Raw genomic sequence first — 15,597 nt, forward strand, 5'->3', positions numbered from 1 at the left:
ATCAGCAATCAGAAAGAATGCATCAAAAAATGTTTCGGGCGATAAGGTTAGTCTTCGATGTAGCTGTGCGCTATTTTAAAATAATTTCTTCGTCATGTTCTCGATACGGCAGAAACACCAGCAATAATGTCATCATTTCATCCGTCGATTTCATGTCATTGGCTGAATAAACGTTTCGTGGCGGGCTGCTCGGGTTATCTGGATTATCTTTCGAGTTATCGTAGGTACCCTCAATGGTTAACACAGAGCCCTTTGGTATTTTAATAAGCTTTTTGAACTGATAAATTTCCTGCCATCTGAAATCCCAGGAAGGGATAGAGACCAATTTCACTGTATCACGGGCAGGAGTTACCGCATAAGCCTTAAAAACCTTGCCCAGGTAATGCATGTGCGGCCAAATGTAAAGCAAAGATTGGTCTTGCGGTGTTGTAATCTTCAGCTCAAATTTTCTTATTGAATCTGCAGGGATAAAAAAATATGGGTCAATCGATTTTTCGCCGACGCCGGCAGAGCCCAGACTGATAACCTGTACCTTTCTTTCTATAGGTTCCTTTTTGAAAAAAAAGTTTATTCCTGAAACATTGCTCTCTTCTTTTGATGTTGGCGCAAAGTGGACGGTTAACAATATTACCCCGCGTTTGGGCATAATCCATCCAAAATTATTAGGATACGATTCGTATGACGTTCCTGGAATCCAGCCTCCATAGTAAGTCATGGTTTTTTTAAATGGAAAATACTGTGCGTACTTGGTTCTGTCGTCTTCAGTAAGGTTCAAAAAATCGGCTCCCTGTTTTATATCGATATCATCCGGCACCGGATGAATGGCGAAGTTGGCATGATGAACTACCTTTTTATTTGATGAAATGAATTCTATGGCTTCCACATTGCGTTCTGAACCAATATCGAAAGGAATTTTGAACACAATAAATCGCTCCTTGTTGTCGCCTAAAACCTTGAAAGCAGAGGCCGTTTTTAAAGTGAGGTCTGGAGTACGGGTGTATTGGGTTCCTTCAATATAAGTTTTAGCATCTTTTTGCTGAAATTGATTTGGATTTCCAATTGGCATTTTATCATCAACCCATTTCGCAATTAGCTGCTTTTCTCCGGCCGTTAAAGAGCGGTCGTTTTTAAAGTCTCTGTAGTGATTATCTGGTTTCCATGGTGGCATGTAGCCCGACTGAGTTACCTTTTTTACAAAGCTGCCTCGTTTTGCAACATCCTCGTAAGTTAACAACGAAAATGGCGCCGCCTCGCCCGGCCGGTGGCATGGCTGACATTTATTTTGAATAATACGGGCAACGTCTTTATAATAAGTAACCTTTTGTGCGTTTGCTTTGGCTACGCAAACACATACAATGAACATGGCTACAATGCCTTTAAAAATATAATAAAATAATTTATTCATTATATATCATTTATTAAACATCCGATAGGAGTTGTTTCTTTATAACTAATTTTTCCTTTTAACAAATCGGATATGGCATCTTCCAAATACTTTTGGGTAACCACTAATCGTGTTTTACCTAAGGATGTAGGCCAGTTATCTATCATGCCCTTGTAGGTGATGGCACCTGTTGTATTTATGAGAAAAACCTCTGGTGTAGTTGTCGCTTTTAAATATTTCGATATTTTTTTATCGCGGTCGCTTAATAATTCAAAATTAATTTGATAATCAGCTTTAAGCGCCTTAATTTCTTTTAATGAATAACTTTTACCCGGAACGATTCCATAAAAGGTAATTTGTTTATTCGAGTTTTGGAGTTTAACCAGGCCTGGTAAGTAGTTTTTGCATAAAGGGCATTCCGGACTTAAAAAAATGAGTACTACCGGTTTGCTTAAACTAATTTTGCCAGCCTTACCATCTACCCCAACTAAATTAATGGATTTAATTCCCGAAACTGATGCAAAGTTCTGTGAACTGGCAAATTCAGCATTAAAAAGTATGGCAATGAAAGTTACTACTGCAATGGATAACTTTATTAGCTTCATTGTGTTGATATTAAAAAACCCCTAATAAACTATTAGGGGTTTTAATATTAGCAATTATTTTTTGTCCCACCAAACGCGGCCGAAAGCGTCGTTCGGACCAGCGCCAAAGTCAGGGTTTTTAGCCATTTCTGCTATAGCAGCCTGTTGGTTAGCATAGTTTAAGTTTGAAGAGCTTAAAATTTCGATACCTGCCCTGCGAGCTAATGGTAAAATTGTTCCATTTGCTTTCAGTTCAGACCAAGCTAACACCGAAGTGGTATTTGGGAAACCAGTTCTTTTCCACCATGCCCATGCTTCAAGCGGTTGTCTGTAAAAATCAAGGTAAGCCTGACAAGCAATTTGTTCTGCCGCTTTAGCTGCATCAAATTTCACCCCAACCTGATTGTAATAGGCATCTACACTCGAAGTTGCAACAGCGTTGAAATTCGAAATTTTTGCGTCAACAGCTCTATCGCTGTAAAACTGAACAGATGCGTAAACACCATTTTTGTACCAGTTTTCTGCTACATCGGTTGTAACACCACGTGCCGCAAAATCTGCTCTAAGGAAGCAATACTCTGCATAGGTTAAGATAGGGAAGAAACCTTTTCCCGTACCAGCTCCTAAACCATCATTTTCGTTGTAATTTGGCGTAAACAATCTGTGCTGTAATTGCGATAGATTATTAATTGATGAATACAATGCCGCGTTTGCAGGTAATTTTGCTGCATCCGGGCTCGTAAAACTTCCTACATAATTTCCAGCCTGATTTGGACGGTAGTATATAGATAATCTTGGATCACCTTTAGCAACCATAAAATCTAACACCGGTTTACCAGCTGCAAAGTTTCCTGGGTTGTAGTTTCCTGATGCATCAGCAAAGGTAGGTCCAACTTTAAGCATCCAAGAATCGCTCGGTGCAGTCATTTGTACCGGATCTGCCAAAACTTCTGTTGCAATTGCTTTCATTTTGGCCGGGTCAACCTTCATCAAACGTGCTGCGATTTTAAGACGTAAAGCATTCGCGGCTTTTGTCCATGAAACCACATCTCCATTAAAGAATGGATCGTTACCGCCAAGGCTTATCTGCGTTGCCGCCTGATTCGATTTTAAAGTTGCAACCGATGCTTTTAATTCTTCATCAACTTTTGCAAAAACTGCTTGCTGAGTATCATAAGCCGGCGTGATGGTTCCACCATACCTGGCCTGAAATGCCTGAGTATAAGGAATGCTGCCGTTTATATCACTAACATAGAATGCATAGTACGATAAAAGGACTTGAGAAATCGCTTTCATTTTAACCCTTGCATTTCTGTCTGCATCCGGCATCGATTCTATGTTCTTCATTGCATCAACCAAAGCTGGTGCCAAACGACCATAAAATATTTTGCTGTAGCGGGTATTAAATTGAGAACCAACGTTATTAAAATTTAGTCCGTTACCCGTATTTAGCGTGCTATACTGCATCCAAAGATTTGCTGCACGATAAACATCAGCGAAATACTCAAAATCATCTTGCGAGCCACTCGCCGCTTTCAAAAATTGATCTTCTGGTTTAATCGTGTATAAAGTTTCAGGATTTAGATTTGCTTCCACAAATTTTTCCTTCTTACAGCCTGTACCTAATAACAGGGCTGTAGATATCAAGAAAAAATATTTTGATTTATTTATAATTTTCATATCTGTATTATTTAAGAATTAAAACGATGCCCTGATGTTAAAGCCTAAACTTCTCACTAGTGGCCAACCTCCGTATTCTGCGAAAGCGCCTGCTCTGTTACTGAAAATACTTTCAGGGTTAATGCCATCTTTAGCTGTTTTATATAAATATGTTAAATTTCTACCGGTTAAATTCAGGCTTAAGCTATTTAATTTAACTTTTTGCAAATATTTGCTTGGAACCGAATAACCAACAGTTACCTCACGAAGCGCTACCCAAGAGTTCTCGAACACAGAATATTCTCTGATACCGCTAGACCACTGGCTTAGGTTTTCATAATAAGCATAGGCAGGTATTGGTTTTAATAAGCCTTGTTTAACTGCTTCAGCATAACTCATTCCACCTAAATCTACACCATTAGCTTTTAATCCATCGTTTAACACGCCATCAGGAATAATACCATCATGTTGTAATACGCCGTTTGCATCGGTATATGAAATACCGCCTGATGCCTCATCTCTACCGAAAAGTGAGTTTGCGAAAGAGCCATTGGCAGATCCGTATTGATGCGTTCCTGAAGCCATTAAACCTCCGATTTTAGCATCAATCTGAAATCCTATAGTAAAGTTTTTGAAAGAGAAATCCTGTCTGGTACTCGCCAAATAATCTTCCATCATTGTACCTAAATCCTTTTTAGTCCCGTCGTAATCTTGCGAACGTACAAAAGTATAGTAACCACCTGTTGTACCATAACCGGTGTTACCCAATACTTTTTTACCATTGCTTGGGCTAGCAACTGGATTACCGCTTGCATCTTTCTTTTGATAATAAGAAAATGCCGAACCAGTAATAATTTCGCCGTAGTAGCCACCCACTTTAGCAACTGAAGTAATGTCGTTACCAAACGCTAAATCTAAATCGTATGTATCAACTCCCGGTACCAGTGAAATGATTTTGTTTCTGTTACGTGTGAAGTTCACTGATGCATTCCAGTTAAAATCTTTAGAAACAATTGGCTTGCCTGTTAGTAGAATCTCAATACCTTGATTTTGAATATTTCCAGCATTTAAAGCCTGAGAGTTAACTCCAGACTCTGCTGGTAATGAGAAACTTAAGATTTGATTTGTCGAATTTCTTTTGTAATAAGACATATCAAATGCTAAACGATTTTTAAAGAAACGGATATCAGCACCGATTTCCAATTCTTTTGTTAACTGGTTTTTTAAGTTAGCATTTTTCAAAATCGCATCAGAAAATCCATAAACCGATTGATTTCCGTTGTTGGCATTATTGAAACTTCCATTCAGGTTGTAATAGCCAGCGCTGTTTGTGTACTGTGCATCAGCATCAAGACCTGTATAAGAATACGCGGCTCTAATTTTACCAAAAGACAGAATAGAATTACCATCCTTAAAGGCTGGAAGTTCTGTAAATACAAACGAAAGCCCTACACTTGGGTAGAAGTAAGAATATGCGCCTGAACCATCTCTGTAAGTAAGCGTAGAAGACCAGTCATTTCTTGCACTAAAGTTAAATGTAAGCATGTTTCTCCACGATAAGTCACCGTATAAATAAACTGCATCTGTACGTTTACCTGCATTCGGGAATGCTCTTGTATTAGCTGGGTTTAGTGAATTTGATATTGAATAAACATCTGGTATTTTCAAGCCACCATTGGTGAACGAGGTATTGTAAAGGCCAGAATTGTTGATATTTTTTTGATATGTTTCTGCGCCAAGTGATGCATTCAATTCAAAATCGGTACCGAAAGTTTTCGTGGCGTTTAACAAACCCTGAATTCTAAATGATTTATTTACCGACTGTGTAAGTTCATAATCTCCACCTGCAAACGCGATACCCGAACCTCTGTTTTTGCGTTCATACTGCGTACCGTAATAGCTTGTGTTTGTTCTCAATAAACCAGATAACCAGGGAGTAAGTTTAATATTGAAATCTAAGTTTGCGATTAAATTATTCTCCTTTTGTGTTCTGTTATCATTTTGAAGCGTGTAAGCTACACCACCGATTCCGTAAGGATCATACAAAGCAGCGTTGCTTGAATTTAACGAGCCGCCTGTAACCGGGTTAATATTGTTGTTAACATAGCTGGCAATATCAACATTTCTCGGACGGTAGTAAGTAAAAGCAAATAAAGGATTATTACCACTTCCCTGTCTTGCCGGGTTAAGCGAATTGGAAACACTATAGTTAACACTCGCATCAATAGAGATTGCTTTCGATATATTTTGCGTTGCACGCAATGCAAAGGCGTCTCTTTTTAATCGGTTACCAGGTAAAACGCTGGAGTTGTTTAAATTGGTATAAGATAATCTGTAGGTTGTATTTTCTGATGCACCTTCAACAGATACGTTAGTATTGATGAATTTTCCCGTTTGAAAGAAATCTAAAGGGTCGTTCGCTACCCATGGACGCATCACGCCATCTAAATCTTTTACCATTCTGCCATCTAAACGCGGCCCAAATGAATATCCACCAACATAGTATCCTGCAGATTGATCTACAACATCCACACCGTTAGCATCTTTTGCAAAAGTTGGAGATATACCACCGCCATATTGATTTTGCAGGTCGACAAACTTATAAGCATCATCGAATGATGTTGTTTGCGCTACAGAAACACCAAGGCCTTTGGTTTGTCTACCTTTTTTGGTTGAAATTAACAAAACACCATTCTGCGCTTTCGAACCATATAAAGCAGAAGCAGCAGCACCTTTTAATACCGTAATATTTTCGAAATCATCTGAGTTTAAATTCTTCATTATGTTTCCAAAATCTGCATTATCTCCCCATGAATCGGCACCTGAAGTACCTTGTTCAAGAAGCACCCCATCTAACACAATCAGCGGCTGTGTATTATTACCTAAAGAGGCATTACCCCTTATTCTAATTCTTGAAGATGACTGCGGCCCACTGGCACCCTGGTTTATCATTACGCCGGCAACCTTTCCCTGTAACGCATTAATAACGTTTGCGGTATTGGCTTCGGCTAATTCTGTACCACTAACTGCAGTGGCAGAATAACTTAACTTTCTTACATCTTTCTTTACACCAAAACCGGTAACAATTACTTCGTTTAATACTTTAGAATCATCTTCCATAACAACCGTTAGGTTAGCTGAAGCGGATAGTTCACGCGTTGCCAAGCCTACTGATCTGAAGATTAGCGTTGCGCCATCTTTTACATTAAGTGTGTATTTACCCTCAGCGTTGGTAGAGGTTCCATTTTGAGTGCCTTTCTCTACAACACTTACGCCAGGTATTGAACCTCCTCTCGAGTCTTTAACTGTTCCAGTTACAGTTCTCTGTGCAAATGCAGCTATTGTTATGATAGATAACAACAGCGTACCTAAACACTTTAAGTACATTTTTTTCATAATTAGTTTTTTAGTTTGAATATTTATTTGTTTAATTTAAGGGAGTCGGGTTGTTGTTCCTTTCTTTTAATCCATAAGGTATAGGTTTTGAATTTATTTGAATAAACTATTTTCTACGATTAAGCTGGCTGCAGCAAGTAATTCTGCTTCATCAGATAAGTTCGAGATTTTAATGGTTGTTTGTTCTGCAATTCGCGGAATACAGAATTCGTTTATCGCTTGTTGAATTGAGGGAATTAACATTTTTCCTGCTTTCGCGCCTCTGCCGCTAAGAACAATACATTCCGGGTTAAGAATATGAATTAAAGTTGATAAGCCTTTGCCAATTTTAAAGGCAGCTTTCGATAAAATAGATATTGCTAACGGGTCCTGGGCATTTACTGCAGCTAAAAAATGGTCTCCGTTATGTTTGCTTTTATCTTTAAACAGTTCTTGCATACTCGATTCTGCGCCATTCAATAAAGCCTTTTCTGCATTATCAGCCATAACAAGTAAAGAAGTGTCAACTTCTAAACAGCCCCTCTTGCCGCAAGAGCAAAGATTGTCGCTATCTGAGAGTGGTATATGGCTAAACTCACCGGCGTAACCACTGCTACCTCTGTAAAGCTGCCCGTTAATTATCATTCCCAAACCTGTACCCCAGCCAATGTTTACAACCATAACATGTTTACGCCCAACTGCCTCGCCAAAATTTAGTTCTGCAAGGGCAATTAAGCTTGAATCATTATCTATAAAAACCGGAAGCTTCAACGCGTTCTTCAAGTAGCTTTGTAAGGTGCTTCCATCTTTAGTTTTCAGGTAAGAATTATTTGCCCCGGTTTCTACATTCACAAATCCGGGCATCCCAATACCAATCCCGAGTAAATATTTACGGTCTATTTTGGAAGCATTTATACTGTTTTCAATAAACTTTATTAAACCGTCAAGGTCATCCTTCTCAACGTTAAATTCAAGGTGTTGTACTGGTAATATCGCCTTGCCAGACAAATCATAAATGATTAGCCGGGTAATGAGCTGATCCATAGCTACGGCAACGAGATATTTGTTGTGGGATGGGTTTAATAGGAATGTTGATGCCCGCCTGCCGCCGGTTGAAGGCGCTAAACCCTGTTCCAGGATAAAACCTTCTGCAATTAAACTGTTAACAGAGGACGTAACCAGAGGCACGCTTTTTTGAGTAAGCTTACTCAAAGCAGTTAACGATAATACTTTTTTATAGTATAGATGCTTAATAATATTGGCCCTTAACCGCTGGTTTTTCTCAGTTATTACAGACATCTATTTGGATTTGTAAACAAACTTAATAATTTTTTAGAAAAGAAGTGTAAACTTAATAATTTTTTTTTAAAGTTTTTTACCCAAATAAAAAAGGCTTTATTTTACTTAAGCCCTTTTTTAATTTTGTGTAAATGCTAGTGGATTCCGCGAAGCAACCTACCCCATCTTATTTTTTTTAATAAAGAAGCCGTACTATCCCAGCTCATCCAAATAAACAGCGCCTTACCAACAACGTGATCTTCCGGCAGAAAGCCCCAGTATCGGGAATCAATGGAGTTATGTCGGTTATCGCCCATCATCCAGTAGTAATTCATTTTAAAAGTGTAGCTGGTTGCCACCTTATCATTAATGTACCAAACATTATTTCTTTGCTCAACCTTGTTTCCTTCGTAAGTTCTTATTGCCCGATAATACAATGGCATCGTGTTGCTATCAATTTTAACTGTCCAACCCTTGGCCGGAATTTTAACCGGACCGAAGTTATCCACATTCCATTTCCGGTTTGTATCCAATGGGAAAAGGTCGCCATCGTTTACAGACGGAGGTTTTACAAAAAGCTCAGCCGATTTTATAAAGTCCAGCTTTCTTAACTTCTGAGCCATTTCTTCAGTTCCATTTGCAACATATGTATTTGCATTAACCTGTTGCATCTCACCAATTCTGAAGCCGAGATCCTTAAATACCTCAAAGTTTATGTCAGTAGTTTTCGTTTCTATCTTATAAGGCATTTGCCCGGTGTTCTTCAACAGTTCCTGTTTGCCGTTAATGCTAACAACACCATTTTTCATACTAACTACGTCGCCGGAAATGCCGATGCATCTTTTTATTATATTTTCCCTTTTATCAACAGGGCGGCTGGTAATTGTGTATTGGCTATTAACCGCTTTCCAATCTGATTGGCGTAGCAGCGTGTAATAGCTGGTTTCCTGATTTTCAAGTGCCACGGTATCGCCAACCGGCAAATTGAAAACCACAATATCATTTCTTTTAATTTCTGATAATCCAGGCAAACGGCGATATTGCCACTGAACACCATCCCAGTAGGCTTTGGTTCCGGTTATTGGCATGGTGTGGTGTGCAAAGGGAAAAGCTACGGGTGTCATCGGAATCCTTGCGCCGTAGTTTACTTTGCTTACAAACAGAAAATCGCCGATTAACAAAGACCGCTCCATTGAACCGGAGGGAATGGTATAAGCCTCAATAAAAAAAACGCGGATTATGGTTGCAGCTACAACTGCAAAAACAATGGCATCAACCCACTCACGCGTTTTGGTTTTCTTCTTTTTATTGCCATCTGTTTCTTTTTGCCAAAATTTCCATTTCATAAAGATTAGTTTAGTTCTTTTTGGTGCATATAAACAACACAAATCTTAGATACCCGAATTAAGCCTTTGTTACAACGCCTTGTATCATTAAAATTAAGCACAAAAAAAGCGGGTGACTTTATGTCCTCCGCTTTCAAGTATCGTTTGTATTGTTAATGAATACCTCTAAGCAATCTGCTCCAGCGTATTTTATGCAGAAATGATGCTTCGCTATCCCAACTCATCCAGATAAACAATGCTTTACCCACAATGTGATCTTCTGGCACAAAACCCCAATACCGAGAATCTGCAGAATTGTGGCGATTATCGCCCATCATCCAGAAATAGTTCATTTTAAAAGTGTAGGAAGTCGCGATTTTATCATTTATATACCAATCATTCCCTTTTTGCTCTACTTTATTGCCTTCATAGGTTCTTATGGCCCGGTAATATAATGGCATAGTATTGCTGTCAATTTTAACCGTCCAGCCTTTAGCAGGAATTTTAATGGGGCCAAAGTTATCACGGTTCCAAACCCGCTTCGGATCATGCGGAAAAACACCACCGGCTTCAATCTCCGCACTGGTCGCGGCATCCATATTTACACTTTTTACAAAATCCAAGGCCCTCAACTCATCTGCCATTTCAGGAGAAATATTTACCACATAGGTATTCGGAGCTACCGCAGGATTATTTCCAAGGTCTAATTTAAACTCATCAAGGGCTGAGTAGTTAAAATCCATCGTTTTAAAAATGAGGCGGTAAGGCATCATGCCGGTGCTTTTTAGGGGCTCATCTTTGCCATTAACATTTGCAACACCGTTTTTCATGCTGATAACATCGCCGGAAATCCCAATGCACCTTTTAATAAAATTTTCACGTTTATCAACCGGGCGACTAATAATTGTAAACCGGCTATTTACAGCTTCGCGGCCAAACTGCCGTTTCAAATCATAGTAATTTGAAACCTGATCTTCAACTGCTACAGTATCACCTTCGGGGAAGTTAAATACCACCACGTCATTTCTTTTCACGTCAGATAAACCGGGCAAACGATGGTATTTCCATTGTACGCCGTCCCAATAGGCTTTTGTAGAAGTAGTAAGCGGCATGGTGTGGTGGGCGAAAGGAAATGCAACAGGCGTCATCGGAATACGGGCGCCGTAATTCACTTTGCTCACAAACAGGAAGTCGCCGATGAGCAACGAACGTTCCATAGATCCAGATGGAATGGTGTAAGCCTCAATAAAAAACACCCTGATAATTGTTGCCGCTACTACCGCAAAAACAATTGCATCAACCCATTCGCGGGTTTTGGTTTTCTTCTTCTTATTGGCATCCGTTTTCTTCTGCCAGAATTTATAATTCATATTTTATGTTTAGTTGGTTAACTGATTAATTGCTTAAACGGTTACCTGTTATCTGTTTTTTTATTCGGTATGGTTACAACAAATATGTATCTGTACCAATTTGATTTTTTTTTGCGCTTTGCGTTCTCGCTTTCAGCGTTATTCAAAGATATCAGTAATACTAAAAAATCCTTTTTTATTTTCGAGCCATTCTGCCGCTACAACGGCTCCTAAAGCAAAGCCTGCTCTGCTGTGTGCGGTGTGTTTAATTTCAATTTCATCAACTTCGCTACTGTAAATTACCGTATGGGTGCCGGGGATATTTTCAATTCTATGCGATTCGATAAGAAGTTGTTCGTTCGTTGGAAAAACCTCTACGTTTGTGCCTACAACCTCATTTAACCATTCAGATTTTCTGTCCAGATTATCCACAATGCCTTCTGCAATTGTAATTGCGGTTCCGCTTGGCGAATCTAATTTCTGCGTATGGTGAATTTCTTCGACCTGAACCTCATAAGCAGGGTAATTATTCATGAGTTTGGCCAGAGTTTGATTCAATTTAAAAAATAAATTAACCCCAATGCTAAAGTTTGAACCATAAAGCAATGTATTGTTAGATGTATTGCATTCGTTTTTTACTTCCTGCAATTTACCATACCAACCTGTTGTACCCACTACCACGGGCACATTTGCATCAAAACAGGTATAAATGTTGTTCAAAACAGAATCTGGTGTACTAAAATCGATAGCTACGTCTGCAGCCTTTAAATTCTGACGGGTTAGATCTTCCTGGTTATCAATTGAAATTTTTAAAACGATTTCGTGGCCACGTTCTAGAGCAAATTTCTCTATAATCTGCCCCATCTTGCCATATCCTAAAAGCGCAATTTTCATTAGATGATTATTTATTTATCAAGTTAAAACCTTAAAGAGACTTTCAAAGCCGGCATAGTGTTAAAACCATACATCGAATTTGGGTTAGTCATTAAGGATGGTGTAATTTTTATCGCAACTGAATCATCAATATTAAAGAAATTTAACCTTGCTGCAACATAAGCGTCTATAACCTGCACTGCATAAACTGCGAAGTACGAAAAGATAATGATTTGGGTATTTCTTTTATAAATGGCCTGAGCGTCAGTAACATTTGCATCACCATAACGCACCAAATCGGGATTAACAGGTTGCTTTTTGGTGGGATCGGTTGTTAGTTTGTTAAATGCCCTAACCTGCGCTTCTTCCAGAAATATTTTATAATTGCTTCTGTTGTCGACGTAGGAAAGCGTGAGAAGCGTAAATCCACCATAAATGATACCAACTTTACTTAAGGTATACGTTTTCTGCCAGAAATGACCCGTCTTTTCGCCCCGGGCATTTAGCTTGTCGTTTAATAACTGGTTGTTATACAGTTGCCCCCAACCGGGAATAATCAGCGATTTAAAAATAGCTTTCCGTCCGGCAATTTTACCCGGATTAATGTATTTAACTTTTGCCGTATCTTGTTTTTTGGAAGATGAATCAATCCTTACCGGCCTTTGAATAACTGCCCGCGTTGTATCTAATGGCTTTAAAACAGTATCCCTAACCTGGGCAGAAGCCAGATTTACAAACAAAAGTGCTGGTATTGAAAGAAATATTAACCGCTTAGCTTTTAGCATTACCAATCTAATAATTCTAAGATTCTGTTGAGGTCATCATCACTAACAAAAGGAATTTCTATTGCGCCTTTGCCATTCTGACTTACCTTTAGTTTTACGCGGGTAGCAAATTTTGAAGCTAAATCATCCTGAAGTTTCTGATACTGGAAAGAAGCACTTTTTGCTTTTGGCTTATCTTCTATTTTAAGCGGGGCATGCTGCAGGTTTCGAACCAGTTCTTCTACTTTCCGAACAGATAAACCTTTGTCTAAAATTTCCTGGTGAATAAACAATTGTTTGTCAACGCCATCAACACTAATTAAAGCCCTTGCGTGGCCCATAGAAATTCTTTGGTCGCGTATGGAGGCCTGAATGGCCGGCGGAAGTTTCAGTAATCGTAGATAGTTTGTAACGGTTGTCCGGTTTTTGCCAACGCGTTCGCCTAACTGCTCTTGCTTTAGGCCCACTTCGTCAATCATGCGCTGAAAACTCAAAGCAACTTCAATCGCATTCAGGTTCTCTCTCTGAATGTTTTCGATTAATGCCATTTCCAACATCTGCTGGTCGTTAGCACTACGAATGTATGCAGGAACCTGCGTTAAGCCGGCAAGTTTCGATGCTCTGAACCTTCGTTCACCAGAAATCAGCTGATATTTATTGGCACCAATTTTTCTAACTGTAATTGGCTGTATTAAACCCTGAATTTTAATTGAATCGGCAAGTTCGTTTAATGCAACCTGGTCAAACTCGGTTCGAGGCTGGTATGGGTTGGTTTCAACTTCAGTTAAACTTACATGGCTAATGTTACCAATCTGTTCAGTTTCGCTAACGGCATTTACCTGCTGTTTGGGCGGATGAGCAGATTCGCTGTCATCTAAAAGCGCACTTAACCCTCTTCCTAAACCTGTTTTTCGCTGAAAAGATGTCATCTATAATTTATAAAGTTGCTGTATCAATGTTTTCTTCCTCCTTTAGCAAGCCGTTTTTCTTAACGATTTCACGTGCAAGATTTAGGTAATTAATTGCGCCCTTGCAATTAGCATCGTGCATAATTACCGAAACGCCGTAACTCGGTGCTTCACTTAAACGGGTGTTGCGCTGAATAATTGTATCGAAAACCAATTCATGGAAATGAGTTCTTACCTCTTCTACAACCTGGTTTGATAAACGCAAACGCACGTCATACATCGTTAGCAAAATACCTTCAATTTCCAACTCAGGATTTAAACGGTTTTGAACAATTTTAATTGTATTTAACAGTTTTCCCAAACCTTCGAGAGCGAAATATTCGCACTGAACCGGAATGATAACAGAGTCTGCTGCTGTAAGTGCATTAATTGTAATTAAACCCAGCGATGGAGAACAATCTATAATGATAAAATCATATTGATCTTTGATTTTTTCCAACACCGCTTTCATCTTGTATTCGCGGTTATTTAGGTTAATCATCTCAATTTCGGCGCCAACAAGGTCTATATGAGCCGGCAATAAATCCAAATTGGGGGTATCAGTTTTCTGAATTGCCTGTAGCGGGTCAATATCATTGATGATACATTCGTAAATACTGTCTTTAATATTTCTTGGATCGAAACCAATACCTGAGGTCGAATTGGCCTGGGGGTCAGCATCTACTAATAGAGTTTTGTATTCTAGCACAGCCAGACTGGCAGCGAGGTTTATTGACGAGGTTGTTTTACCAACACCACCTTTTTGATTTGCTAATGCAATAATTTTGCTCATCTATGTATCAGAAATTTACTTAACGCTTATTTATTGGAAAATAACACATGCTTATTAATCGACAAAAAGTTCTATTTTTGCGTTGTCTACGCCCTTTTTCTCAATCAGCTAAGATACAAACTATATGGCAATTTTAGCAATTAGGGCATCTGCGTTTTAAACATCTTATTAACAATTTATCCATGATTACCATTATAGCTGCCACGAACAGACCGAATAGCAATACGTTAAAAGTTGCCAAGTATTACCGGCAGCAACTTAAAATCAAGGGCTTAGACGCTAACTTATTAAGTCTGGAACATTTACCACCTGATGTGTTAAATACAGATATGTATGGCAAACGTTCGCCGGCTTTTCAGAAAATTCAGGATTTGATAAACGATACAAACAAATTTTTATTTGTGATGCCGGAGTATAATGGCAGTTATCCTGGTGTTTTAAAGGTTTTGATTGATGCTTCGACATTCCCGGATAGCTTTTACGACAAAAAAGCTGCTCTGGTTGGCATATCATCAGGAAAATACGGAAACATTAGAGGCGTTGACCATTTTACGGGTGTTTGCCATTATGTACATTTAAATGTTTTACCCCTGCGCATACACATTCCAAACATTAAAACCGAGTTAGATGCTGAAGGAAACTTAATTAAAGAGGATACCCTTAAGTTTATAAATGAACAGATTGACAAGTTTATTCAATTCTAATTCAGGCTTTGGCCAAATTTAACTTAATGATTTCGCTAAGTGAGCGGCACCAAACCGAATAGAATCAACCTTATTTTTAGTGGCTAAGCGCCGAATCTAATCCATTTATCGCCCTCGTGGCCGAAAATGAACGAGCCCGGATGAATCATTTCTGCTATATCTTCGATTAAAGAAACTGCGTTTTCTGCAGAACGACCACGATTTACATCATCGTTTAATAAAATTATCCTATTGTTCTTTACCGCCTGCCAATCGGCATTTAAACTGGCGGGAATTTCACGCATTAAATCTGTCAAGGTCTTTCCAGGCTGGTAATAAATTACGAAAGCAGCATTAAAAACGTCAGCTTCCAACAGCCCACCGGCGAGCGTAATTTCTTCCGATAAAATATAACCTGGGTTATTATTCACATCGAGCAAGGCAACAGGCATTTTATCCATAAACTTAATTTTATGCTCAACAATGTCTAAACGTTCCTGTAAATCTTCCTGCTTGGTGCCGTCGAGGCCAATAAATAAATCGTTTAAAAAAGACATCTCCATTAAATTTATTAATTTGTGCA

At 38.9% G+C, this 15,597-nt stretch carries 13 protein-coding genes; 1 reads left to right on the top strand and 12 read right to left on the bottom strand.

The features are described 5' to 3' along the window. Positions 1–70 precede the first annotated feature (70 nt). The 11 genes from AC0IWT_RS11430 to AC0IWT_RS11480 all read right to left on the bottom strand — a co-directional run bounded on the left by AC0IWT_RS11430 (position 71) and on the right by AC0IWT_RS11480 (position 14,331). A complete protein-coding gene (locus AC0IWT_RS11430) occupies positions 71–1,405 on the bottom strand; it encodes a calcium-binding protein (protein ID WP_056870046.1) in 1,335 nt (444 codons plus the stop codon). After that, on the bottom strand, positions 1,405–1,989 hold the full coding sequence (locus AC0IWT_RS11435) for a redoxin domain-containing protein (RefSeq protein WP_471797312.1): 585 nt from the start codon (positions 1,987–1,989) through the stop codon (positions 1,405–1,407). Before AC0IWT_RS11435 ends, AC0IWT_RS11430 begins: the two co-directional genes overlap by 1 nt. 54 nt (positions 1,990–2,043) lie before the next feature. Continuing rightward, positions 2,044–3,648, bottom strand: a complete 1,605-nt coding sequence (locus AC0IWT_RS11440) for a SusD/RagB family nutrient-binding outer membrane lipoprotein (RefSeq protein ID WP_056870044.1) — start codon at positions 3,646–3,648, stop codon at positions 2,044–2,046. An 18-nt stretch (positions 3,649–3,666) separates the two neighbouring features. Beyond that, entirely contained in the window at positions 3,667–7,023 is a 3,357-nt protein-coding gene (locus AC0IWT_RS11445; RefSeq protein WP_471797313.1) for a SusC/RagA family TonB-linked outer membrane protein, read from the bottom strand. Between the two features lie 93 nt (positions 7,024–7,116). After that, complete coding sequence (locus AC0IWT_RS11450; protein ID WP_471797314.1) at positions 7,117–8,301, bottom strand: ROK family protein; 1,185 nt, start codon at positions 8,299–8,301, stop codon at positions 7,117–7,119. 134 nt (positions 8,302–8,435) lie between these two features. Further along, positions 8,436–9,626 (bottom strand): signal peptidase I, encoded by a 1,191-nt coding sequence (gene lepB / locus AC0IWT_RS11455; protein ID WP_471797315.1) that lies wholly within the window; start codon positions 9,624–9,626, stop codon positions 8,436–8,438. A 152-nt stretch (positions 9,627–9,778) separates the two neighbouring features. Beyond that, positions 9,779–10,975 (bottom strand): signal peptidase I, encoded by a 1,197-nt coding sequence (gene lepB / locus AC0IWT_RS11460; RefSeq protein WP_471797316.1) that lies wholly within the window; start codon positions 10,973–10,975, stop codon positions 9,779–9,781. Between the two features lie 138 nt (positions 10,976–11,113). Next, positions 11,114–11,848, bottom strand: coding sequence for a 4-hydroxy-tetrahydrodipicolinate reductase (gene dapB, locus AC0IWT_RS11465; protein ID WP_056870041.1), 735 nt, complete (start codon positions 11,846–11,848; stop codon positions 11,114–11,116). Positions 11,849–11,871: 23 nt separating this feature from the next. Further along, positions 11,872–12,612, bottom strand: coding sequence for a DUF5683 domain-containing protein (locus AC0IWT_RS11470; RefSeq protein ID WP_471797317.1), 741 nt, complete (start codon positions 12,610–12,612; stop codon positions 11,872–11,874). After that, positions 12,612–13,520 (bottom strand): ParB/RepB/Spo0J family partition protein, encoded by a 909-nt coding sequence (locus AC0IWT_RS11475; RefSeq protein ID WP_056870039.1) that lies wholly within the window; start codon positions 13,518–13,520, stop codon positions 12,612–12,614. The genes AC0IWT_RS11470 and AC0IWT_RS11475 overlap by 1 nt, the downstream gene beginning before the upstream one ends. 7 nt (positions 13,521–13,527) lie before the next feature. Continuing rightward, complete coding sequence (locus AC0IWT_RS11480; RefSeq protein ID WP_056870038.1) at positions 13,528–14,331, bottom strand: ParA family protein; 804 nt, start codon at positions 14,329–14,331, stop codon at positions 13,528–13,530. Between the two features lie 182 nt (positions 14,332–14,513). On the opposite strand from AC0IWT_RS11480, the gene AC0IWT_RS11485 reads away from it, so the two are divergent. Next, on the top strand, positions 14,514–15,035 hold the full coding sequence (locus AC0IWT_RS11485; protein ID WP_471797318.1) for an NADPH-dependent FMN reductase: 522 nt from the start codon (positions 14,514–14,516) through the stop codon (positions 15,033–15,035). 83 nt (positions 15,036–15,118) lie between these two features. Here the strand turns inward: AC0IWT_RS11485 and AC0IWT_RS11490 are convergent, their stop codons facing one another. Continuing rightward, positions 15,119–15,571, bottom strand: coding sequence for a substrate-binding domain-containing protein (locus tag AC0IWT_RS11490; protein WP_471797319.1), 453 nt, complete (start codon positions 15,569–15,571; stop codon positions 15,119–15,121). Positions 15,572–15,597: the final 26 nt, after the last annotated feature.

This window comes from Pedobacter sp. AC464 (genome assembly GCF_979253075.1).